Raw genomic sequence first — 21511 nt, 5'->3', positions numbered from 1 at the left:
TCGAGGCGCCGCGAAGGATGTGAAAGCGCCGCCGGGTGAGTCACCCGGCGGCGTTTTTTATGCGTGCGTTCAGATGATGCGCGGTGCTCGCGCGCTAGCGGTCCTGCTGAGCTTCCGCTTTGGCTTCCGCCGTGGACGCAGCGTCTGCGGCAACGCGAGTCTGCACTTCTTCCGCAGCGCCCGCTGCTGCCGCGTCGCATTCTTCCGGCTCGCGGCGCGCGTGCCGCGACCACACGCTGTCCGTGCGTCCCGACGCGACACGTTCGCGCGTCTTGCGCCACATCCACGCGAAGCACAGCGCACCGAGCGCCGCGCCCATGTCGACGCCGAGCGGACCGGCGTCGGTGGAAAACCATAGACCGCTCGACGGCGCGAGCCAGCCGGTCAGGCTCGCCAGCGGAATCGTGGCGGTCGCCAATGCTGCGAACGCCAGCAATTCGACCGACGCGCGGGCCGCGCCGCGAAGCATCGCCCACGCAATCGACGCGACGAATACGCTGTAGTAGACGCCCACGTGCCAGCTGTGCAGATCGTCCACGCGCCCCGCCAGCAGCTTCGCGGAAGCCAGCGTGAGCGACACGCCGCAGACGCAGCCGAGCGCAACACCGACCGTGAGCGACGCCATCACGAAGGTCGCGCGGCGCTGCGCGGGCGGCACGCCATCGCGCCGCATCGCCTTGCGGCGGCTCTCGATCCACAACAGATTGCCGGAGTAGAACAGGAACGCGCCGGCCAGACCGAGCACGAAATAGCCCCAGCGTACCGGCGCGCCGCCGTAGCTGCCGAAATGCAGCGCGTAGAACGCGCTGGTCGATGCCGACCAGTTCGTGCCACGGCCGCCATCGGGCAAAAACTGCGCGTTGAGAAACTCGCCCGTGACCGGGTTCATCAAGGCGAAACCGCCGTCGCGCGCAAGGTAACGGTCGTCGTCGCCGGCCACGAAAACCGTGGCGCCGGGTTGCCCTGCTCCGCGATAGCGCAACGCGGTCGGCACGAAATGCGGCGCCCGTTCGTGGACTTTCGCGAGCAAGGCAGCAGGCGGCAGCATGACCACCGGGCCGTGATCCAACACCGGCGACCGAGGCGCCTTCGCGAAGTAAGGATTCTGCGCGACCATCATCGGCTTGAGCGTGCCGTTATAAATCAGCTTGTCCTGCACGTCGAAAACGTAATCGCCGAGGCCGAACGCGACCACCGACAGCGCCATCACCAGATGGAACGGCAGACTCAGAATGCCGACGGCGTTATGCGCGTCGAGCCACATGCGCTTCAGGTTCTTGCCGATGCGCAGCGCGAACAGGTCCTTCACCAGCGTCGGCAACAGCACGATCACACCGGACACCAGCGCGAGTCCGTACAGCAGCGACACCACGCCCATCACGCCCACGCCGACGTCGTAGCCGCCCGGCACGCCGCCCGTCATGTGAAACGAGTCGATCAGACTGGCGGCGTCCGACGGCCTGCTTTGCGCCGTTTGCAAGCGGCCCTGGTCGTCGAACCAGGCATGCCGGCGCTGGCCGCGCGCGGCTTGCCACGAGAGCCGCACGCGGTCGCCGTCGACGAGCGCGAGATTGATCAGCTTGCGCGCGGCGGGATAGGTGTCGATCGTGCGTTCGATCAGCCGGTCGGCCTGGTCGATCGGCACGGATGGCATGGCTTCGACTGTCGGCGGCGTGGTCCATTCGGACAGCGAGTCCTTGAACATCGTGACCGCGCCCGCGTAGAAGGCGATGAAAAGCAGCAGACCGGCGACGATGCCGGTCCACGTATGAACGGTTTTATAGACGCGAAGAATATCGCTGCGCATGCTGGACACAGGTGAAACGAGCGGCGCGCCGCTCGCGGAATGAACGATGGACGCGCCCGCTCAAACGGGCAGGCGTTGACACAGCAGAACCAGCGCGAAAGCGGCCACGTTCACCAAGGCGAGCACGGCGAAAGCGCGCGCGCTGCTGCGAAACAGGAATGCCGCCGAGGCCACCGCAATCCAGAGCGGCGGCACGATCCACATGGCCACGTGAAATTTGCTGGCCGCCGTCAGACCGCCCGGCGAAAGACGCACGAACAACGCGCTGCACGCGATGGCCAGACCCAGGCCGCCGATCACCCCCGCGACGAATTTGAGCAGCAGGCCGCGCTCGATCGACGCATCCGCGCGACGGCGCATGGACGCGTCGGTCATGACGCGGCCTGATCGCGGCGCGGCGTTCGCGCGCGCTCGACCATCGCGCCGATGAACGGCAGGACCGTCAGACTCGCCATCAGCGTCGTGACGACGACCGACAGCGACGCCGCCGGATGCAGCGCCCCGAAGGCGGCAATCAGCGAAATCGCGACGCACACGCTCGCCGCGACGCGCGCCGGACGCGCGGGCCACGGCGTGCGCAGCCAACGCTGGCCCGGCGCACCGAGATAGAAAAACAGCGCACCCGCAAACGCCGGCACGACGATAAAAACATTGCCCATGATCTGGCGAAACGGCCCGTCCGGACCTTGCGTTTTAATGAGAATCATTATCATACATGGCCGGATGCGATTTGGCCCGCGCGATTCCCCGCGTCACTCCATCTGCCCGCGCTGCCGGACCGTGGCATTTACGCATCACCTGCGCAAGCGCCGCCAGGAGCCGGTCTCCGCATTTCCGCACCCACCCACTCCATTGATTCGAAAGCCTTTTTTGTAGAAATGGCGGCATTTCGTCAGATCGCGAAACAGCTTATTGTAAAAATCTCGAAAGACTTTGGAACCGGTTCCAAATATCATGGCGCCCTCAGTCCGTGGACTGTCCGAGGCCGCAATTCTTGCGGCCGAATCAGGTGAATAGAACAACATGGCTCAGCTCCCTCTTACCTCTCGCCGCGGCTTCCTGCGCTCGGCCGTCGTGCTGGTTCCGGCCGGCACGCTCGCCGGTTGCGACACGCATTCGTCCGCGCCGTCCGCGAATTCGTCGGCCGCGCCCTCGAATCCGGCCGCCCAATCGTCGCGCGCCGACTACAAACCGCGCTTCTTCGACGCCAAAGAATGGGCGTTCCTGCATGCCGCCGTCGACCGCCTCATCCCGGCCGACAACGAAGGTCCGGGCGCCGTCGAAGCGGGCGTGCCCGAATTCATCGACCGTCAGATGGACACGCCTTACGCGCACGGCGCGCTCTGGTACATGCAGGGCCCGTTCGCGCAAGGCGCGCCTGAACTCGGCTACCAGTTGAAGCTCGTGCCGCGCGACCTGTACCGCCTCGGCATCGCCGCAGTGGACGCGTACTGCACGAAGGCCTACGCGCATCCGTTCAACGAACTCGACGCCACGACGCGCGACACCGTGCTCGGCGCGCTCGAAAAAGGCAAGGTCGAACTCGACGGCGTGCCCGCCTCGGTGTTCTTCGGCCAGTTGCTGCAAAACACCCGCGAAGGCTATTTCTGCGACCCGATTCACGGCGGCAATCGCGACATGGGCGGCTGGAAGATGATCGGCTTCCCCGGCGCGCGCGCGGATTTCATGGACTTCGTGAATCAGAACGGCGCGGCGTATCCGTACGGCCCGGTGTCGATCGAAGGAAAACGAACCTGATGACGACTCAAACCAAACCTCACGTCGACGCAGTGATCGTCGGTTTCGGCTGGACCGGCGCGATTCTCGCGAAGGAACTGACGGAAGCGGGCCTGAACGTGGTGGCGCTCGAACGCGGCGAATATCGCGACACTTATCCGGACGGCGCGTATCCGAACACCATCGACGAACTGACCTACAACGTTCGCAAGAAACTGTTCCTCGATCTTTCGAAGACCACGGTGTCGATCCGTCACAGCGCGGCCGAAACCGCGCTGCCCTATCGCCAGCTTGCCGCTTTTCTGCCCGGCGAAGGCGTGGGCGGCGCCGGCTTGCACTGGTCGGGCGTGCACTTTCGCATCACGCCGGAAGAGTTGCGTCTGAAGAGCCATTACGAAGAACGCTACGGCAAGCGCTTCATTCCCGAAGGCATGACGATTCAGGATTACGGCGTCAGCTACGAAGAACTGGAGCCGCATTTCGACTTTGCCGAGAAAGTGTTCGGCACCTCGGGCCAGGCCTACAAGGTCAACGGCAAGGTGGTGGGCGACGGCAACATCTACGAAGCGCCGCGCAGCGACAATTTCCCGCTGGCCGCGCAGCAGAACACCTATTCGGCCGAACGTTTCGGCAAGGCCGCGCGCGAACTCGGCCTGAATCCGTACCGCCTGCCTTCGGCCAACACGTCGGGTCCGTACACCAACCCGTACGGCGTGCAGATGGGGCCGTGCAATTTCTGCGGCTTCTGCAGCGGCTACGCGTGCTACATGTATTCGAAGGCGTCGCCGAATCTGAACATCCTGCCGGCGCTCAAGCAGTCGCCGCATTTCGAGTTGCGCTCGCGCTGCCACGTGCTGCGCGTCGAACTCGACGACACCAAAAAGCGCGCAAAAGGCGTGACCTACGTCGACCCGGCCGGCAACGAAGTGTTCCAGCCTGCCGATCTCGTGATCGTCGCGGCGTTCCAGTATCACAACGTGCATCTGCTGCTGCTCTCGGGCATCGGCAAGCCCTACGATCCGGTTTCCGGCGAAGGCGTGGTGGGCCGCAATTTCGCGTACCAGAACCTCTCGACGATCACCGCGTTCTTCGACAAGGACACCTTCACGAATCCGTTCATCGGCGCGGGCGGCAACGGCGTCGCGGTGGACGACTTCAACGCGGACAACTTCGATCACGGTCCGCTCGGCTTCGTGGGCGGCTCGCCGCTGTGGGTGAATCAGGCGGGTTCCAAGCCGATCAGCGGCATCGCCACGCCGGCCGGCACGCCGAACTGGGGCACCGACTGGAAAAAGTCCGTGAAGGATCACTACGCGCACACCATTTCGATGGACGCGCACGGCTCCAACATGTCGTATCGCGACGTGTTCCTCGATCTCGATCCGACCTATCGCGACTCGTACGGTCAGCCGCTGCTGCGCATGACCTTCGACTGGAAAGACAACGACATCAAGATGGCGCGCTACGTGACCGGTCAGATGCACAAGATCGCGCAGCAGATGGGACCGAAGTCGATCAACGTCTACACGCGCGAATTCGGCGCTCAATTCGACTCGCGCCGTTATCAGACCACCCACCTCGTGGGCGGCGCCGTAATGGGCACCGATCCGAAGACCAGCGTGCTGAACCGTTACCTGCAAAGCTGGGACGTGCACAACGTCTTCGTGATGGGCGCCTCGGCATTCCCGCAAGGCATCGGCTACAACCCGACCGGCCTCGTCGCCGCGCTCGCCTACTGGTCGGCGCGCGCGATTCGCACGCAGTATCTGAAGAACCCCGGGCCGCTGGTGAGCGTATGACGAAGACGATTCCATTCAAGCGCGCGGCAGCGAATCTGGCCGCGACGTTGTGCACCGTGCTGGGTGTCATGTCGACAGTGCCCGCGGTGGCGCAAACTCAAACGCTGGCTCAACCGCAAAGCGAAGCCGCGCTGATCGCGCACGGCGAATACCTCGCGCGCGCCGGCGACTGCATTGCGTGCCACACGGCGGCGTCGGGCAAGCCCTTCGCGGGCGGCCTGAAATTCGATACGCCGATCGGCGCGATCTATTCGACCAACATCACGCCCGCGCACGACACCGGCATCGGCGCATGGACCTTCGCGCAGTTCGATCGCGCCGTGCGAGCCGGCGTCAAACCGAACGGCGACACGCTGTATCCGGCCATGCCCTACCCGTCGTACGCGCGGCTAAGCGACGACGACATGCACGCGCTCTACGCGTACTTCACCAAAGGCGTGGCGCCGGTCGAGCAGAAGAACCGCGCCGTCGATATCGTCTGGCCGCTGTCGATGCGCTGGCCGCTCGGCGTCTGGCGTCACCTGTTCGCGCCGCAACCCGTCGCGTTCGACGCCAAACATTACGACGATCCGGTACTCGCGCGCGGCGCCTATCTCGTGCAAGGCCTCGGCCACTGCGGCGCGTGTCACACGCCGCGCGCCGCGACCATGCAGGAACGCGCGCTCAGCGACACCGACGGTCCCGCGTTCCTGGCGGGCGGCGCGAGCATCGACGGCTGGGTGCCGTCGAGCCTGCGCGGCAATCCGCGCACCGGCGTAGGCGCATGGAGCGAGGCCGATCTCGTGCAGTTCCTGAAGACCGGCCGCACGCAGCACAGCGCGGCGTTCGGCGGCATGACGGATGTCGTGCAGCACAGCATGCAGCACATGAGCGACGCCGACCTCACCGCCATCGCGCGTTATCTGAAAACCTTGCCGTCGAACGACGCGCAGGAAACCCCGTACGCCTACGACGACACCGCCGCCCGCGCGCTGCGCAGCGGCGATGCCACGGCGCCCGGCGCCGCCGTCTATCGCGACAACTGCACCGCCTGCCATCGCAGCGACGGCCGCGGCTACAACCGCGTATTCCCGGCGCTCGGCGGCAATCCGGTGGTTCAGGGCAAGGACGCTACTTCGCTGATCCACGTGCTGCTCACCGGCAGCACGCTCGCCGGCACGCAAACCGCGCCGTCTTCGTTTACCATGCCGCCCTTCGGCTGGCGCCTGAACGATCAGGAAGTCGCCGACGTCAGCAACTTCGTGCGTCATAGCTGGGGCAACGCCGGATCGACGGTCAGCGCGGACGATGTCGCCCGCGTGCGCAAGACCGTCAAGGTCGAGCCACCGCCCATGCCGCCCGGCGCCTCGCTCGGTCATTGAGCCGGCGCGCGGCCCGGCATGTCCGGGCCGCCGGTCTGCGTTGCCAACCCTCGTTCGCGAGTCACGCCTGGTAGTTTGCCGGGCGTTGTTTCGCGTGCGAGGAACAAAGAAAGATCGCCATCGAGGCGACCTGAAATAAACGTTTTCTCCGACTCTCGACCAAGATGAAAAAGCAACTGATCGCCGCCCCCCTGCTGTTGTCCTTCGCCGGTATTGCAGCCGCGCAAAGCTCCGTCGCGCTGTACGGTATCGTCGACGCCGGCATCACCTATCGCAGCAACGAACGCACCGGTTCGACGGGCGCCTATACGGGCCACTCGAACGTCGGCGTGACGAGCGGCAACCTGTCCGGCAGCCGCTGGGGCCTGCGCGGGCGCGAAGACCTCGGCGCCGGCTGGTTCGCGCTGTTCCAACTCGAAGACGGCTTCGACATCACCAACGGCAAGACCGGCCAGAACGGCGGGCTGTTCGGCCGTCAAGCCTTCGCGGGCATCGGCAGCGCGCAGTACGGCACGCTGACCATGGGCCGTCAGTACACGGCGCTCAACGACTTCGTCGCGCCCGTCTCGCCGGTGGCCTACGTGGGCGGCTTCGGTGCGCATCCGGGCGACATCGACGATCTGGACCAGACCGCGCGCGTCAACAATTCGATCAAGTACACGAGCATCAATTATTCGGGCTTCTCGTTCGGCGCGCTGTACGGTTTCGGCGGACAACCCGGCAGCCTGAAGCAGCAGAACACCTGGAGCCTCGGCGCGGGCTACGGCAATGGTCCGTTGCATGTGGGCGTGGGCTACGAGCGTTCGGACAACAGCAAGAGCGGCGCGCAGGACACCACGCTCGGCAAGTGGAACAGCACCGACGACGGCCTGTTCAACTCGTCCATCAACGAAGGCTACGCCAGCGCGCAATCGCAGCAGATCATCGGCGCGGGCGCGACGTACGACTTCGGCCCGGCGCTGGTCGGCGTGAACTACAGCAACGTGCAGTACCGTTCGGGCGGCGATTCGCTGTTCACCGGTCACGCGACGTTCAACATTGCCGGCGTCTTCGCGCAGTGGACCGTGCGCCCGGCCATGCAACTGTTCGCGGGCTACAGCTACACGCGCGGCGGCGAAGTGGATGGCGTGGACGAGCGCGCGCAGTATCACAACGTGACGCTCGGCGCGCAGTACAACCTGTCCAAACGCTCGTCCGTGTATCTGATGGGCGGCTACCAGCACGCCTCGGGCGGCACGCTCGACGCGCTCGGCAATCCGGTGCCGGCCACCGCCTCGGTCAGCGACAAGGGCAACGGCCATTCGTCGGCGGCTCAGTCGCAGGCGATTGTGAGCCTCGGCTTGCGGCATCGTTTCTGATTGCACGCGGCAGCCGCCGCGTAGCCGGGACGGCCTCAGTGCTGCCCGGCGTTGAGCAGCATCCAGATGCGCCGGGCCGGCGGGCCGGCCTGAATCCGCGCGAACACCGCCCGGCAGCGATTGCAGGTGTAGTGCTGCTCGATGACCTCCTGGTTCATCGAGCCCACGCCGTTCAGCGTGAGGTCGCGATGCGCCGGCGTGGTGGACGGTTGCCCGTACAGGTCGGCGCATGCAGCGCAAGGTTGTATCCAGAGGTCCATACGCGATTTGCCTGGTGTGGCGAGCTTAAAAGGGTCCACGGCTCGCCAGTTGTGCATATTGATCTTTCAGGACCTGAATTCGTTGCCGGTAGGCGGCGATCAGGCAGGACTGGTTGGCGGCGCAACGCTTTCTCGCGGCGAGCCACGATTGCTGCTGCTCGCCCATGTCGCCGCGTGTTCCCATGGCGACGAGACCGGACAAAGTCTGGAAGCGCACGGCCATTTCCACGTCCATTTCGCTGAGCTGCCGCGACGCGCACACCGCTTTTTCGTCCGGCAGACGCGCCCGCGCGCAATCGAAGCTCGCGGCGAAAGATTGCGCCGAGCATGCCACCGAGGCAGCCAGCACGAACAGGCGAAACGAAATTCTCATAAGCAAGGTCTCCTGAAGAGAAGCGTACACGCCACGCCTCTCGGACAATTCGACATTGTGCCGTGGATTCCGTTGCACGCAACGCGTTTGACCGTCATCGCAGCGCGAAGCGCGGGCGCGGCGCCCCGCGATCCTGCCGTTTTCAAGCAGCAGTTCGACATCAAGCCCGCTTTTGCGGGTGCCGTAATCAAGGTATCGGGCTTAACCGGATGCGATCACCGCACCGTCCCGACACGTTTCCGGGAGTCGATCATGCGATATCTGTGCGCCACGGGTCAGGTTTCACGCAAGCTTTGCGCGCTGTTTTTTTCGGTCGCGGTGTTCCTGCTATGGACATCGCTCGCGGCCGGCGCCGGCTTCATTCTGCTTCAGCTTCCCGATGTCTGGGCCATGCATAGCGACGAAGCCAGCTCGCGCTACGCCATCATGTCCGTCACGGCCTATGCGCTGATCGTCGGCGCGCTGTTTCTGGTTTTCGCGGCGGGCGCCATCGAACGCCTGTTCGACGCGATGCGGGCGCTGCGCATCCTCGCCCGGCATCTGCCGCGAGTGCTGGAGCGCCTGTCCGTCGAATCGCGAAGACTGCCGGATTCGCTCAACGTCACGCCCGATTCCTCAACTTTCGACCCTACCCTTAAGAACACTTAAGAACTCTAGAGGGATCTTAAGACCGCGCTTGCCTATGATCGCTCGATCAGGGTTAAAAAGTGAGGCGGCAAGTGGAATCGAGAGCGACGATTGTCGATGTGGGACTGTTGTATTTGCGCGCCAGCGCGAGCTTGCTGGTGCTCGCCGTTCACGGCTTGCCGAAGGTGATGCACTACGCGAGCCAGGCGGCGGAAATCGAAGATCCGTTTCATCTGGGACGCGGCGTGTCGATTGCCTTCGCGATCTTCGCGGAAGTGATCTGTCCGCCGCTGATGATTCTCGGCATCGCGACACGGCTCGCCGCGCTGCCGATCCTGATCGTGACCGCCATCGCGCTCGTCTTCGTGCATCGCGACTGGTCGCTCGCGCAGGGGCAATTCGCGTGGATGCTGCTGATCCTGTTCGGCACGATCGCGATTGCGGGACCGGGCAGCATTCGTCTGGGTCGACGCGCGCGGCAACGCGACGGCGACGGATCGGCGCCGCGCTAGACAGCGCGCCTCACCACCTGCTCTGCGACCGACGCATCAAGGTCCGAGCAGACGTTTCAGGCGTGCCTCTTCGAGATCGAGTTCCGATTCGATCCGGTGCAAGGTCTTGTCCTTGATCCGGTTTTCGTCGTGCAACTGCAGCAGCGCGGCGCGGCCCGCTTGCACCGCGCGCAGCCCGAGGTTCAGACGCGTCAGCCGCAGGTGCAGACTCTCGCCGCCCGAGTGCGCCTGCGCATTGCTGTCGACGCGATAGCTATACTCGTCGATCAATCGCAACACGACGTCTTCGTTGCCTTTGCACTGGTTGAGGTCGATCTGCCGGAGCGCATCGAGCGATGCCTGGAAGGTCAGCGAACGCGCCTGATATTGCGTGAGATATTTCGATTCGCCGGACGCGCGGGCGTCGCGAAAACCCACCAGACGCGCGAGCGGCGCCAGCGTCAAACCCTGCACCACCACCGTCACGAAGATCACCGCGAAGGTCGAGAAGATCAGCAGATCGCGATCGACCAGCGAATCGGGCAGCGCCAGCGCGGCCGCGAGACTCACCACGCCGCGCATGCCGGCCCAACCGAGAATGGTGGCCTGCTTCAGATCCGTGCGGGTTGGCGTGCCGCGCACCCGTGCGAGCAGATAGTCGGGCAAGGCGATGGCCCCGAGCACCCACACGATGCGCGCGAGGATCACCACCGCGACCGTCGCGCCGGCCACCATCCAGACACGCTCCGGCAGCCACCACGCAAACGTGTGTTGTTCCGCGAGCTTGGCGAGCGTGCCAGGCAGCGACACGCCGATCAGAATGAACACGAGCGCTTCCAGCACGAACACCACCACGTCCCAGGTGCCGGTAGTTTTCAGACGCGTGGTGGCGTCGAGTGTCATGTGCTGACACAGACCGACCACCAGTCCGCACACCACCACGGACAGCACGCCCGAGCCATGCAGCCGCTCGCCGAACAGATACGCCGCCCACGCCGCGAGAAACGTCAAGACGACTGCCAGGTGCGTGTCTTCGAGCCAGCCGAGCAGCTTGATGGTGGCCCAGCCGGTCAGCGCGCCGGTCGCCACACCGATCACCGACAACATCGAAAACGTGATGGCCGCGTCGCTCGCGCTGAAGGTGCCTGCCGCCAGCGCCACCACCGCGAAGCGATAGATCACGAGTCCCGACGCGTCGTTCACCAGACTTTCGCCTTCCAGCACGGTGACCAGACGCTCGGGCAACGGCAGCTTGCCGAGCAATGCCTTGGCCGCCACCGCATCGGGCGGCGAGACGATAGCGCCGAGCGCCGCGCATGCCGCCCACGGCAGTTGCGGATCGACCCAATGCACGGCGAACGCGACGCACGCCGTCGTGCAGATCACCGAGCCCAATGCCAGCGACGCAATCGGCGCGGTCTCACGGCGAAATTCCCGCCAGCCGGTATAGAACGCACTCGACATCAGCAGCGGCGGAATCAGCACGACCATGATGACGTCGGGATCGAGCGCGACGACGGGTGAGTCCGTCGCGAAACCGATCGCCGCGCCGCCGACCAGCAGGACCGCCGCCGACGGCAGATTGAATCGGCTGGCAATCAGCGACAGCACACACGCGCCGAGCAGCACGAGCAGCAGGTCCTGGAAAAATACGATGTGGTTCATCGGTAGCGCTCAAAGGTGCAACGGCACGAAGCCGCTGTCATGTCGTCGTCAGATTACGCAACTGTAATGGTCAAACTCCTTACGTGCTGTTTGCGTGCCTTTCCTCGACCCTCTGTCTGCCGCGTTGTTTCGACACGGTTTTTGCCTGTTTGCACGGCATGGCCACGCGAGCCCGCGCGAAAATGAAAGCAACGGTAATCAATATGAAGGTAATAACCACGAAAGGAAACTTACTCCATATCGCAATCTGGCGATGTTCCAATGCCCGTGCTTCAGGCCCCATCTTGAAGTGAGCTTGCAATACCACCTACAAAAACCCAGCAACTCCACGCGTAATGGTCTTGGAGCGCTGAACAGCGAATCTGGAGCCCCAGAATGTTTCACAAAGCGATACTCCCCACCGCGATTGCCGTGGCGTCGCTGCTGACGATCGCCGCATGCGGCAGCAGCCACAACAATTCCCCGTCGGCCACGACCACACCGACGGTGTCCGCTCAGGACTCTTTGGTCACCAGCACGCCGATCAAGCACGTGGTCGTGATCTTCGGTGAGAACGTGTCGTTCGACCACTACTTCGCGACGTACCCGACTGCAGCGAACATGGCTGGCGAACCGAAATTCACGGCCGCCGCCGGTACGCAAACCGACATCCAGACGCTCGCAGCGGCTGGCCTGACGGGCGCAGCCAATCCGAACGCGCAGGCAGGTTCGCCGAATATCGTCGCAGCGACGGTCAACGGTCAGACGACGGCACCGCCGACGCTCGGCGGCGCACTCACGACCACCACCGCGCAACCGTTCCGTCTCGACCGCTCGCAAGCGAACACGAAGAGCCAGAACCACAGCTACGCGCCGGAACAGCTCGCCGACGACAACCTGAAGATGGACGCGTTCCCGCTCTTCACCTCGGCTAGCGGCATCATCTCGGGCAGCACGGGTCAGTTCGGTTCGTCGGCTCAGGTGCTCGGCTACTTCGACGGCAACACGGTCACCGCTTACTGGAACCTCGCGCAGAACTTCGCGATGAACGACAACGCATGGACCGACACGTTCGGCCCGTCGACGCCGGGCGCGATCGAAGTGGTCTCCGGTCAGAACCAGGGCGTGACGGTCACGCCTAACGTCAAGAGCGGCACGGCGACGAGCGGCAACGCGATTCCCGACGGTCAGGGCAGCTTCACCATGATCGGCGACCTCGACCCGACCACGGACGTCTGCTCGATCGCTGCGGAAAACAGCGGCTCGAACACCGGCCCGACCGGCATGATGAACGGCAAGAACATCGGCGATCTGTTGAACAGCGCGAACGTCACGTGGGGCGGCTTCATGGGCGGCTTCAACCTGCAGACCGTCAACGCGAACGGCACGACGGGTTGCTCGCGCTCGACGTGGTCGGACGTGCTGGGTACGGCACCGAGCGACTACATCCAGCACCATGCGTGGTTCCAGTACTACGCATCGACGGCTAACCCGACGCACCAGCGTCCGAGCTCGACCGCGATGATCGGGTTCACCGATCCGACGCTCGACAACACCGCCACGCCGGTTCACCACCAGTACGACACCGACGACTTCTTCGCAGCTGTGCAAGCGGGTAACTACCCGTCGGTCAGCTTCCTGAAGGCACCGGCTATCAGCGACGGCCACCCGGGCAACTCGGACCCGCTCGACGAACAGGCTTTCGTCGTGAAGGTCACGAACTTCCTGCAGCAACAGCCTGACTGGAAGAACACGCTGATCATCGTCGCCTACGACGACTCGGACGGCTGGTACGACCACGTCAAGCCGACCATCAAGAGCTCGTCGTTCGACACGTCGCTGGTTACCAAGGTGGGTACGGCCGTCTTCACGGGCGCCGACCAGCTGACGGCTCAAGGTCAGTGCACGGCCGCGGGCGCGACGCAACCGCTGGGTATCAACGGTGGTGCAGTCAACGGCCGCTGCGGTCCGGGTACGCGTACGCCGTTCCTCGTGATCTCGCCGTGGGCGAAGGTGAACTACGTCGACCACACGCCGATCACGCAAGCCTCGGTCGTCAAGTTCATCGAAGACAACTGGCTCGGCGGCAAGCGCCTCGGTCAGGGTTCCTTCGACGCAACCGCCGGCAACATCATCGGCATGCTGAACCTGGCCGGCGCGGGCAACAACCCGACGGTGTTCCTCGATCCGGTGGTCGGCACGAAGCTCGCCGCCGCACCGGCGACCAACTGACCGGCGGTTCGATAGCTGAGTGCAATACGCGTCCCGTTTCCCGTTTTACGCCGTAGCGGCCAAGGCCGCCGGCAGCGGGACGCAACACAACTCGTAGTGGGTCGAGCCGGCGCGGCAACGCGCTGGCTCGACGTCTTTTCCGGTTCGACCTTTTTCACTATCGCCATGAGCTCTCCGAACTCTGCATTGCCGCCGTCGCTGCCCGCTGGCGACGCTCCGCGCCCCGGCAGCGCCAAACGCCAACTGCGGCGCGTGCTCGGCTGGACTGCCGCCGTGATCGCCGCCGGCTGCGCCGCCTTTGCTGCCTACGCGGCAATCTATCCGGAGAGGATGCCTCTCGCCATCGGCACCGTGGTCGAAGACATCACTGGCGCGAATCCGCAGCCGGTCGCGCTGCACCTGCCGCCCACCCAGCCGCTGAGCGCGATGGCGCTGCTCGGCAAGCAGATTTTCAACGACCCGTCGCTGTCGGCGTCGGGCAAGCAGTCGTGCGCGTCGTGCCATAGTCCCGATCACGCGTTCGGTCCGCCGAACGATCTCTCGGTGCAACTCGGCGGCCCGCATATGACGGACGCCGGTTATCGTCCGCCGCCGTCGCTCGCGTATCTGTATCGCCAGGCGCCGTTCTCGATCGGCCCCGATCAGAACGACATGGACGCCGCACCGGTGACGCTCGATCAACTCGCCACCACCGCGAGCAGCACGCAGCGCGCGGTGAAAACCGCCGGCGTGGCGCCCGCCGCACCCGCGATGGTGCCGCAAGGCGGCCTGTTCTGGGACGGCCGCGCGAGCACGCTGCAGGATCAGGCCATCGGGCCGCTGCTCAATCCGGTCGAAATGGCCAACAAGGATACGGGCGAAGTCGTTCAGAAGTTGATGAAGGCGAAGTACCTCGACCAGTTCAAACAACTGTTCGGCGCGCGCATCGTGAATCAGCCCGACCTGCTGGTGGACGAAGCCATGTTCGCCGTGGGCCGCTTCCAGTTCGAAGACGCGTCGTTCCACCAGTTCACCAGCAAGTACGACTACTGGCTGCAAGGCAAGGCGCGTCTGACGCAAGCCGAATTGCACGGCCTGCGTCTGTTCAACGATCCGGACAAGGCGAACTGCGCCGGCTGTCACCTGAGCAAGCCGACTTCCGATCACCTGCCGCCGCTCTTCACCGACACGCAATACGAAGCGCTCGGCGTGCCGCGCAACCGCGATCTGGCCATCAACAAGGATCCGAAGTTCTACGACATGGGCGTGTGCGGCCCGTTCCGCAGCGACGCGGCGACGCTCACGCAGTACTGCGGCATGTTCCTCACGCCGACCCTGCGTAACGTGGCAACGCGCCATGTGTTCTTCCACAACGGCGTGTATCACGACCTGAAACACGTGATGGACTTCTACAACCTGCGCAATACGAACCCGGACAAGATCTATCCGCGCGACGCATCCGGCAAGCCGGCCAAGTACGACGATCTGCCGCCTCAGTATCACGCCAACGTGGACGTCGCCGACGCGCCGTTCGATCGCAAGCTCGGCGACAAGCCGGCCATGACCGACGACGAGATTCAGGACATCATCGCGTTCATGGGCACCTTGAGCGACGGCTACAAGCCGTAAGCCGCATCACGCCACGGCGCGCGCACGTTTGCGCGCGCCGCCTGCCGCGCGCCGCCCCGGCGCCACGACTTCCGCCAGCAATTCTTCGTGCAGACCCCGCAATACTTCGACGAATGCGGTGGCCAGCCGCTCGCGTGGACGATGCGGCGGAAACAGCAGATAAGTGGGAAACAGCGTGACCGGCTGAAACGGCCGGATCGCGATGTCCGGTCCCGCAAAATCACGCGCGACGATGGGATGCGCGAGCGTCACGCCCATGCCGTGCCGCACCATCTCGCAGCACATGGCCGTGTATTGCGCCTCGATGGCCAGCACGCGTTGCACGCCCGCCCGCTCGAACACCTCGTCCATCAGCGCACGCGTGCCGTCGCCGTGACACAGCGAAATAAATGATTCGCCCTCCAGATCTTCCGGCTTGATACTGCGTTTGGCCGCCAGCCGGTGGCTCGCCGGCATGACGCAAACCGCCGCGACCTTCGACAGTTGCTCGACTTCGCAGTCCGACGCTTCGCTCACGTAGACCGCCACGCCCAGATCGCAAAACTGCGACGCCGTCCAGTGATTGACCGTGCCCGACGTATTCACGTGCAGCGACACCGTCACTTCCGGAAATAGCTCGACGAAACGTTTGATGGCGTGCGGCACCAGCGTCATGCCCGCCGACGGCATGGCCGCGATGCGCAGACGTCCGCTGCCGAGATTGCGGATTTGCGCCGCCGCATTGGCCAGTCCCTGCAGGCCGACAAACGCGCGTTCGACTTCGCGAAAAAAAGCCTCGCCCTCGCTGGTGGGGATCAGCCGCACGCCGCTGCGCTGAAAGAGTTGCAGCCCCGTATCGCGCTCCAGCTGGGCGATCAGGCGGCTCACGTTGGGCTGCGACGTGAACAGCGCCTTGGCCGCGGCGGTCATCGACCCCGACACCATCACCGCGCGAAATGCCTCGATGTGCTTGAGATTCATCCGTGTTCTCCCTTAGACGACGGCGGCCAACCCATATCATCCATGCATAGATAAGTATTTTATTCGTATTGGACGACATGATAGACCGGCGCGACACTGCATTCTATCGACGGGCAGTGAAGCCCGCCTCCCCCTTTACCGGAACTGGAGAACGTCGTCATGAAAAGAGCGTTGCATCGCCGTCTGTCCGCCCCGTCGCGCGCCGCCATCGCGGCCGCTTCCTTCGCGGCTTGTTTCGCCGCCGTCTTCGCGTCGAGCCTGGCGCATGCCGACACCACGCTCTACGTGGCCAATGTCGGCGGCTCGAACGAGCAGCTCTACCGGCAAAAAATCATTCCGCCGTTCGAAAAAGCGCACAACGTGAAGATCGTCTACGTGGCGGGCAATTCGAGCGACACGCTCGCCAAATTGCAGGCGCAGAAAGGCCATCAGCAGATCAACGTGGCGGTGATGGACGACGGCCCGATGTACCAGGCCATGCAACTGAACCTGTGCGCGAAGCTCGACGACGCGCCGGTGATGAAAGACCTGTATCCGCTCGCGAAGCTCGGTCCGACCTCGGTCGGCGTCGGCATGGTGGCGACCGGCATCGGCTACAACGAGGAAGCCTTCAAAAAAGCCGGGCTGCCGCCGCCCGATTCCTGGAAGGCGCTCACCGATAGCCGCATCAAGGGCAAGCTCGGCGTGCCGCCGATCACCAACACCTACGGTCTGCACACGCTCGTGATGCTGGCGCGCCTGTCCGGCGGCGGCGAAAAGAATATCGACCCCGGTTTTGCCGCGATGACGAAAGACGTCGCGCCGAACGTGCTTTCGTGGGCCCCGACGCCCGGCGAAATGGACGGCCAGATGCAGGCCGGCGACGTGATCCTCGCACCGTACGGCAGCGGCCGTGCGGTCGCGCTGCAGAACACCGGCTTTCCGCTGAAGTTCATCTACCCGAAGGAAGGCGCGGTTGCCTTGCAGGTCGCGGCATGCGCCGTCGCGGAGAACGCGCAGCCGCAACTGTCGCAGCAATTCGTGCAGTACCTGCTGAGCCCGGAAGTGCAGGCGTTGCAGGCGCAAGGCATCGGCCTCGGACCGGTCAACCGCACCGTCAAGCTCACGCCCGAGATCGCCGCCCGCGTGCCGTACGGCCCCGACCAGATTTCGAAGCTGACCGCGATGGACTGGGCCACGATCAACCAGCATCGCACCGAATGGACGGAACGCTGGAACCGTTCGGTCGAGCGTTGATAGCGGCCGATAGCGGTCACTGGCAAGTTCTTCGCGCGGCGCGCGATCTGACGAAGGAGCGAGGCGCATGGCCTTTCTGACTCTGCAAGGCATTTCGAAGCGCTACGGCGACTTCACCGCGATCGAGCAACTCGATCTGTCCGTCGAGCGCGGTGAACTACTGTCGCTGCTCGGGCCGTCCGGCTGCGGCAAGACGACCACGCTGCAAATGGTGGCGGGCTTCATTACGCCGAGCACCGGACGCATCCTGCTCGACGGCCGCGACATCACGCAGGAACGCCCGGAGAAACGCGGCATCGGCGTGGTGTTCCAAAGCTATGCGCTGTTTCCGCACATGACGGTGGCGGGCAACGTCGGCTTCGGCCTCGAGATGCGCAAGGTGAAACGCAAGGAGCGCGACGAACGCGTGACCGAAGCGCTTGCGCTGGTGCGCCTTAACGGCCTCGGTCATCGTTATCCGAAAGAGTTGTCGGGCGGTCAGCGGCAGCGTGTGGCAATTGCGCGCGCCATCGCGATGCAGCCCGAACTGCTGCTGCTCGACGAACCGATGTCGAACCTCGACGCGAAGCTGCGCGAGGAAATGCACATCGAACTGCGCGCAATCCAGAAGCGGCTCGGCATCACTACGATTCTGGTCACGCACGATCAGGTCGAAGCGATGACCATGAGCGATCGCATCGCCGTGATGCATCGAGGCGCGATCGCGCAACTCAGCACGCCGTACGACGCGTACGAGCGTCCCACCACGCAGTTCGCCTCGTCGTTCCTCGGCCGCACCAATGCTTTTGCGGGCGAAGTGCTGCGCCACAATCCGCGCTGCGCGGAAGTCGCGGTGGCGGGCACCACGTTGCACGTGCCGCACGAAGGACGTCACGTGAACGGCGCGGTGAACGTGTATATCCGTCCGGAGAAAGTGCATCTGGCCAACGGCAATGCGCGCGTGCGCGGCCGGATCGCCACGCGCGTGTTCGTCGGCAACCAGTGGCTGCTGGAAGTGGAAACCGAACTCGGCAAGCTACGCGTGGCGCAGCCGAACCACGGCGCCCCGCCGCCCGAGGAAGGGCACGAAGTCGGACTCGCCTGGACCGACGACGACCTGCGCGTACTCACACAGGACGACCGGGAGAGCGCTCATGGCCACGCTTGACGACGCCCGTCCCGGCGCCGCGCCCTGGCTGCTGTCGGGGCCCGCGCTGCTGCTGTTCGTCGGTCTGCTGCTGGTGCCGCTGGTGCTCACGCTGATGCTGTCGTTTCGCGTATTCAGCGACGTCGCCGGCGTCACCTCGGCCTACACGCTCAGCAATTACTGGGAAGTGGTGAGCGATCCTTACTACGGCACGATCTTCCTGCGCACCGCGGGTCTCGCGTTCGCCGTCACCTTGCTGTCGATCGTGCTGGGCGTGCCGGAAACCATCGTGCTCGCGCGCATGAAGCGTCCGTGGCAATCCTTGTGTCTGCTGGTGGTGCTGGGTCCGCTGCTGATCTCCGTGGTGGTGCGCACACTCGGCTGGCAGATCCTGCTCGGCAACAACGGCGTGCTGAATACGCTGCTGCAAACGCTGCACATCACCAGCGAACCGATCCGCCTCGTCTTCACCATGACCGGCATGATCATCGCGCTCACACACGTTCTCGTGCCCTTCATGGTGATGTCGGTCTGGGCGACCATGCAGAAGCTCGACCCGCAGGTGGAATGGGCGGGCCGCTCGCTCGGCGGATCGCCGTTCGCGGTGTTTCGCCGCGTGGTGCTGCCGCAGATCATGCCGGGCGTGCTGTCGGGCTCGATCATCGTGTTCGCGCTGTCGGCATCCGCCTTCGCCACACCCGCGCTGATCGGCGGACGGCGTCTGAAAGTGGTGGCCACCGCCGCCTACGACGAATTCCTCGGCACCCTGAACTGGCCGCTCGGCGCGAGCATTGCCGTGCTGCTGCTGATCGCCAACGTGGCGATCGTGATGGGTTGCAGCCGTCTCGCGGAACGCCGCTTCCAGCACATCTTCGACTGAGCGAAGGAGAGCGAACATGAAACAGAACGGCATACTCGGGCTCGTCTACAACGCGTTCTTCCTGACCTTCATCATCGCGCCGCTCGCGGTGGTGATGCTCGTCGCCTTCACCGACAAAGGCTATATCTCGATGCCCTTCGACGGCGCGTCGCTGCGCTGGTTTCGCGCGATTCTCGAGAACGACGACATCGTCGCGGCATTCTGGCTCTCGGTGCGGCTCGCCTTCGCGGCCGCCACCATCGGCGTGATTCTGGCCGTGCCCGCCGCGCTGGCGATTGCGCGCTACCGCTTTCCGGGCCGCGCCGCGCTGACCAGCTTCTTTCTCTCGCCGATGATGATTCCCGCCGTCGTGCTCGGCATCGCGTTCCTGCGCTTTCTGTCGCTGCTGCATCTGTCGGGCTCGTTCTGGTCGCTGGTGTGCGCGCACGTCATCGTGGTGCTGCCGTACGCGTTGCGGCTCGCGCTGTCCTCCGCGGTCGGGCTGGATCGCGACGCCGAACGCGCCGCGCTGTCGTGTGGCGCGAGCCGCTTCACCGCGTTTCGCCGCGTCGTGCTGCCGATGATCCGCACCGGCGTGGCGGGCGGCTGGGTGCTCTCGTTCATCCAGAGCTTCGACGAACTGACCATGACGATTTTCGTCGCGACGCCGGGCACCACCACGCTGCCCGTCGCCATGTACAACCAGATCGCGCAGACGATCGATCCGCTGGTCGCTTCGGTGTCCGCGGTGTTGATCGTCGGCACTGTCCTCCTGATGATCCTGCTCGATCGCATGGTGGGACTCGATCGCATTCTGATCGGAGAAACCCGATGATCTCGATGAACAGCGCCAGTCCCGACGTGCTGGTGCTCGGCGGCGGCCTCGTCGGCTCGGCCGTGGCCTACGGACTGGCCCGCGAAGGCGCGCGCGTGAGCGTGCTCGACGAAGACGACGGCGGTTTTCGTGCCTCGCGCGGCAACTTCGGCCTCGTGTGGATTCAGGGCAAAGGCTACGGTTTGTCGCCGTATGCGAGCTGGTCGCGCAGTTCGGCCACGCGCTGGCCGGCGCTCGCCGAATCGCTGCTCGCGGAAAGCGGCGTGGATGTCGCGCTGCGTCAGCCCGGCGGCTTCCAGTTCTGCTTCAACGAAAACGAGCTCGCCGAACGCCAGAAGCGCCTTGCCACGTTGCAGGCCGAACTCGGCGACTACCCGTTCCAGATGCTCGACGCCGCCGACGTTCGCGCGCGCATTCCGCAGATCGGCCCGGACGTGATCGGCGCGAGCTATACGCCGATGGACGGCCACGTGAATCCGCTCAAGCTGCTGCGCGGCCTGCACACCGCCATGCAGGCGCGCGGCGTGCAACTCGTGTCGGGCGAACGCGCGGAACGCATCGAGCCGCAACGCGACGGTTTCGTCGTGCACGGCAAACGCGGCACGTATCGCGCTGCGCGCGTCGTGCTCGCCGCGGGGCTCGGCAATCGCACGCTGGCGCCGTTCGTCGGACTGAACGCGCCGGTCGCGCCCAATCGCGGACAGGTGCTGGTGAGCGAACGCGTCGCCCCGTTTCTGGACTACCCCACGCTCAACGTGCGGCAGACCGACGAAGGCAGCGTGCAGTTCGGCGATTCGATGGAAGAAGTCGGCTTCAACGACTTTACCACCACGCACGTGCTGTCGGACATCGCCCGGCGCGGCGTGCGCGCGTTTCCGCTGCTGCAGCACGTGCGGCTCGTGCGGATGTGGGCCGCGTTGCGCGTCTACAGTCCCGACGGTTTTCCGATCTACGACCAGTCCGCGGCCCATCCCGGCGCGTTCGTGGTGACGTGTCATAGCGGCGTGACGCTCGCCGCCGCGCACGCCTTGCGCATCGCTCCGTGGATCATGGGCGCGCCGATGCCCGAGGAACTGCCGACGTTCTCCGCGCGCCGCTTCGAACACGCGAAGGAACTGGTCCAGGCACATTGAAGCACTCGCCCCTAATCAGGCCCATCGCATCCCGCTCATTGCGTCCCGCTCGTTGATTCCGGCTC

General features: G+C 64.8%; 20 protein-coding genes. 13 read left to right on the top strand and 7 right to left on the bottom strand.

Annotated features, from left to right (window positions below):
- Nucleotides 1–94: 94 nt before the first annotated feature.
- From P3T18_RS12360 to P3T18_RS12350, 3 genes are read right to left on the bottom strand one after another with little or no spacing between them, the layout of a single operon-like run.
- Nucleotides 95–1807, bottom strand: coding sequence for a PepSY-associated TM helix domain-containing protein (locus tag P3T18_RS12360; protein ID WP_429300216.1), 1713 nt, complete (start codon nucleotides 1805–1807; stop codon nucleotides 95–97).
- A gap of 60 nt (nucleotides 1808–1867) precedes the next feature.
- Nucleotides 1868–2182: a hypothetical protein gene (locus P3T18_RS12355; protein ID WP_429300215.1), complete on the bottom strand. Its 315-nt coding sequence runs from the start codon at nucleotides 2180–2182 to the stop codon at nucleotides 1868–1870.
- Nucleotides 2179–2514: a hypothetical protein gene (locus P3T18_RS12350; protein ID WP_429300214.1), complete on the bottom strand. Its 336-nt coding sequence runs from the start codon at nucleotides 2512–2514 to the stop codon at nucleotides 2179–2181. The genes P3T18_RS12355 and P3T18_RS12350 overlap by 4 nt, the downstream gene beginning before the upstream one ends.
- Before the next feature lie 316 nt (nucleotides 2515–2830).
- Here P3T18_RS12350 and P3T18_RS12345 point away from each other — a divergent pair, with 316 nt between their 5' ends.
- The 4 genes from P3T18_RS12345 to P3T18_RS12330 all read left to right on the top strand — a co-directional run bounded on the left by P3T18_RS12345 (nucleotide 2831) and on the right by P3T18_RS12330 (nucleotide 8062).
- Entirely contained in the window at nucleotides 2831–3565 is a 735-nt protein-coding gene (locus tag P3T18_RS12345) for a gluconate 2-dehydrogenase subunit 3 family protein (RefSeq protein WP_429300213.1), read from the top strand.
- Nucleotides 3565–5343 carry a GMC family oxidoreductase gene (locus P3T18_RS12340; RefSeq protein ID WP_429300212.1) on the top strand — a complete coding sequence of 593 codons (1779 nt, stop codon included), beginning with the start codon at nucleotides 3565–3567 and terminating at the stop codon, nucleotides 5341–5343. Before P3T18_RS12345 ends, P3T18_RS12340 begins: the two co-directional genes overlap by 1 nt.
- Nucleotides 5340–6704, top strand: a complete 1365-nt coding sequence (locus P3T18_RS12335) for a c-type cytochrome (protein ID WP_429300211.1) — start codon at nucleotides 5340–5342, stop codon at nucleotides 6702–6704. Before P3T18_RS12340 ends, P3T18_RS12335 begins: the two co-directional genes overlap by 4 nt.
- A 164-nt stretch (nucleotides 6705–6868) precedes the next feature.
- Nucleotides 6869–8062 (top strand): porin, encoded by a 1194-nt coding sequence (locus P3T18_RS12330; RefSeq protein ID WP_429300210.1) that lies wholly within the window; start codon nucleotides 6869–6871, stop codon nucleotides 8060–8062.
- A gap of 35 nt (nucleotides 8063–8097) precedes the next feature.
- On the opposite strand, the gene P3T18_RS12325 is transcribed toward P3T18_RS12330, so the two are convergent.
- Nucleotides 8098–8322 (bottom strand): hypothetical protein, encoded by a 225-nt coding sequence (locus tag P3T18_RS12325; protein WP_429300209.1) that lies wholly within the window; start codon nucleotides 8320–8322, stop codon nucleotides 8098–8100.
- A 25-nt stretch (nucleotides 8323–8347) separates the two neighbouring features.
- Complete coding sequence (locus tag P3T18_RS12320) at nucleotides 8348–8695, bottom strand: lysozyme inhibitor LprI family protein (protein ID WP_429300208.1); 348 nt, start codon at nucleotides 8693–8695, stop codon at nucleotides 8348–8350.
- Between the two features lie 252 nt (nucleotides 8696–8947).
- Between P3T18_RS12320 and P3T18_RS12315 the strand changes: the two genes are divergently transcribed.
- Both P3T18_RS12315 and P3T18_RS12310 read left to right on the top strand, forming a co-directional pair.
- Nucleotides 8948–9343, top strand: coding sequence for a hypothetical protein (locus tag P3T18_RS12315; protein ID WP_429300207.1), 396 nt, complete (start codon nucleotides 8948–8950; stop codon nucleotides 9341–9343).
- A gap of 71 nt (nucleotides 9344–9414) precedes the next feature.
- On the top strand, nucleotides 9415–9834 hold the full coding sequence (locus P3T18_RS12310) for a DoxX family protein (RefSeq protein ID WP_429300206.1): 420 nt from the start codon (nucleotides 9415–9417) through the stop codon (nucleotides 9832–9834).
- 36 nt (nucleotides 9835–9870) lie between these two features.
- Here P3T18_RS12310 and P3T18_RS12305 read toward each other — a convergent pair whose 3' ends face one another.
- Nucleotides 9871–11478, bottom strand: coding sequence for a Na+/H+ antiporter (locus P3T18_RS12305; protein ID WP_429300205.1), 1608 nt, complete (start codon nucleotides 11476–11478; stop codon nucleotides 9871–9873).
- Between the two features lie 375 nt (nucleotides 11479–11853).
- Between P3T18_RS12305 and P3T18_RS12300 the strand changes: the two genes are divergently transcribed.
- Both P3T18_RS12300 and P3T18_RS12295 read left to right on the top strand, forming a co-directional pair.
- Complete coding sequence (locus tag P3T18_RS12300) at nucleotides 11854–13689, top strand: phospholipase C (RefSeq protein ID WP_429300204.1); 1836 nt, start codon at nucleotides 11854–11856, stop codon at nucleotides 13687–13689.
- Nucleotides 13690–13854: 165 nt separating this feature from the next.
- Nucleotides 13855–15297: a cytochrome-c peroxidase gene (locus P3T18_RS12295; RefSeq protein ID WP_429300203.1), complete on the top strand. Its 1443-nt coding sequence runs from the start codon at nucleotides 13855–13857 to the stop codon at nucleotides 15295–15297.
- Nucleotides 15298–15303: 6 nt separating this feature from the next.
- Here the strand turns inward: P3T18_RS12295 and P3T18_RS12290 are convergent, their stop codons facing one another.
- Entirely contained in the window at nucleotides 15304–16257 is a 954-nt protein-coding gene (locus tag P3T18_RS12290) for a LysR substrate-binding domain-containing protein (RefSeq protein ID WP_429300202.1), read from the bottom strand.
- A 159-nt stretch (nucleotides 16258–16416) separates the two neighbouring features.
- Here P3T18_RS12290 and P3T18_RS12285 point away from each other — a divergent pair, with 159 nt between their 5' ends.
- From P3T18_RS12285 to P3T18_RS12265, 5 genes are all read left to right on the top strand, one after another.
- Nucleotides 16417–17493 carry an ABC transporter substrate-binding protein gene (locus tag P3T18_RS12285; protein ID WP_429300201.1) on the top strand — a complete coding sequence of 359 codons (1077 nt, stop codon included), beginning with the start codon at nucleotides 16417–16419 and terminating at the stop codon, nucleotides 17491–17493.
- Nucleotides 17494–17560: 67 nt separating this feature from the next.
- Nucleotides 17561–18640 (top strand): ABC transporter ATP-binding protein, encoded by a 1080-nt coding sequence (locus P3T18_RS12280; RefSeq protein ID WP_429300200.1) that lies wholly within the window; start codon nucleotides 17561–17563, stop codon nucleotides 18638–18640.
- On the top strand, nucleotides 18627–19499 hold the full coding sequence (locus tag P3T18_RS12275; RefSeq protein WP_429300199.1) for an ABC transporter permease: 873 nt from the start codon (nucleotides 18627–18629) through the stop codon (nucleotides 19497–19499). The genes P3T18_RS12280 and P3T18_RS12275 overlap by 14 nt, the downstream gene beginning before the upstream one ends.
- Nucleotides 19500–19515: 16 nt before the next feature.
- Nucleotides 19516–20313, top strand: coding sequence for an ABC transporter permease (locus P3T18_RS12270; RefSeq protein ID WP_429300198.1), 798 nt, complete (start codon nucleotides 19516–19518; stop codon nucleotides 20311–20313).
- Complete coding sequence (locus P3T18_RS12265; protein WP_429300197.1) at nucleotides 20310–21446, top strand: NAD(P)/FAD-dependent oxidoreductase; 1137 nt, start codon at nucleotides 20310–20312, stop codon at nucleotides 21444–21446. The genes P3T18_RS12270 and P3T18_RS12265 overlap by 4 nt, the downstream gene beginning before the upstream one ends.
- The last annotated feature ends 65 nt before the right edge of the window (nucleotides 21447–21511 follow it).

The organism is Paraburkholderia sp. GAS199 (genome assembly GCF_050436585.1).
Taxonomy (GTDB): Bacteria; Pseudomonadota; Gammaproteobacteria; order Burkholderiales; family Burkholderiaceae; genus Paraburkholderia.
This window is presented reverse-complemented; position numbering and strand designations above follow the sequence as displayed.

Bases quoted from the DNA above. Each gene is read 5' to 3' on its own strand.
- P3T18_RS12265 (WP_429300197.1), top strand. From the start codon at position 20,310: ATGATCTCGATGAACAGCGCCAGTCCCGACGTGCTGGTGCTCGGCGGC.
- P3T18_RS12295 (WP_429300203.1), top strand. From the start codon at position 13,855: ATGAGCTCTCCGAACTCTGCATTGCCGCCGTCGCTGCCCGCTGGCGAC.
- P3T18_RS12300 (WP_429300204.1), top strand. From the start codon at position 11,854: ATGTTTCACAAAGCGATACTCCCCACCGCGATTGCCGTGGCGTCGCTG.
- P3T18_RS12340 (WP_429300212.1), top strand. From the start codon at position 3,565: ATGACGACTCAAACCAAACCTCACGTCGACGCAGTGATCGTCGGTTTC.
- P3T18_RS12320 (WP_429300208.1), bottom strand. From the start codon at position 8,695: ATGAGAATTTCGTTTCGCCTGTTCGTGCTGGCTGCCTCGGTGGCATGC.
- P3T18_RS12305 (WP_429300205.1), bottom strand. From the start codon at position 11,478: ATGAACCACATCGTATTTTTCCAGGACCTGCTGCTCGTGCTGCTCGGC.
- P3T18_RS12355 (WP_429300215.1), bottom strand. From the start codon at position 2,182: ATGACCGACGCGTCCATGCGCCGTCGCGCGGATGCGTCGATCGAGCGC.
- P3T18_RS12290 (WP_429300202.1), bottom strand. From the start codon at position 16,257: ATGAATCTCAAGCACATCGAGGCATTTCGCGCGGTGATGGTGTCGGGG.
- P3T18_RS12350 (WP_429300214.1), bottom strand. From the start codon at position 2,514: ATGATTCTCATTAAAACGCAAGGTCCGGACGGGCCGTTTCGCCAGATC.
- P3T18_RS12345 (WP_429300213.1), top strand. From the start codon at position 2,831: ATGGCTCAGCTCCCTCTTACCTCTCGCCGCGGCTTCCTGCGCTCGGCC.
- P3T18_RS12280 (WP_429300200.1), top strand. From the start codon at position 17,561: ATGGCCTTTCTGACTCTGCAAGGCATTTCGAAGCGCTACGGCGACTTC.
- P3T18_RS12360 (WP_429300216.1), bottom strand. From the start codon at position 1,807: ATGCGCAGCGATATTCTTCGCGTCTATAAAACCGTTCATACGTGGACC.
- P3T18_RS12315 (WP_429300207.1), top strand. From the start codon at position 8,948: ATGCGATATCTGTGCGCCACGGGTCAGGTTTCACGCAAGCTTTGCGCG.
- P3T18_RS12330 (WP_429300210.1), top strand. From the start codon at position 6,869: ATGAAAAAGCAACTGATCGCCGCCCCCCTGCTGTTGTCCTTCGCCGGT.
- P3T18_RS12325 (WP_429300209.1), bottom strand. From the start codon at position 8,322: ATGGACCTCTGGATACAACCTTGCGCTGCATGCGCCGACCTGTACGGG.
- P3T18_RS12270 (WP_429300198.1), top strand. From the start codon at position 19,516: ATGAAACAGAACGGCATACTCGGGCTCGTCTACAACGCGTTCTTCCTG.
- P3T18_RS12275 (WP_429300199.1), top strand. From the start codon at position 18,627: ATGGCCACGCTTGACGACGCCCGTCCCGGCGCCGCGCCCTGGCTGCTG.
- P3T18_RS12335 (WP_429300211.1), top strand. From the start codon at position 5,340: ATGACGAAGACGATTCCATTCAAGCGCGCGGCAGCGAATCTGGCCGCG.
- P3T18_RS12285 (WP_429300201.1), top strand. From the start codon at position 16,417: ATGAAAAGAGCGTTGCATCGCCGTCTGTCCGCCCCGTCGCGCGCCGCC.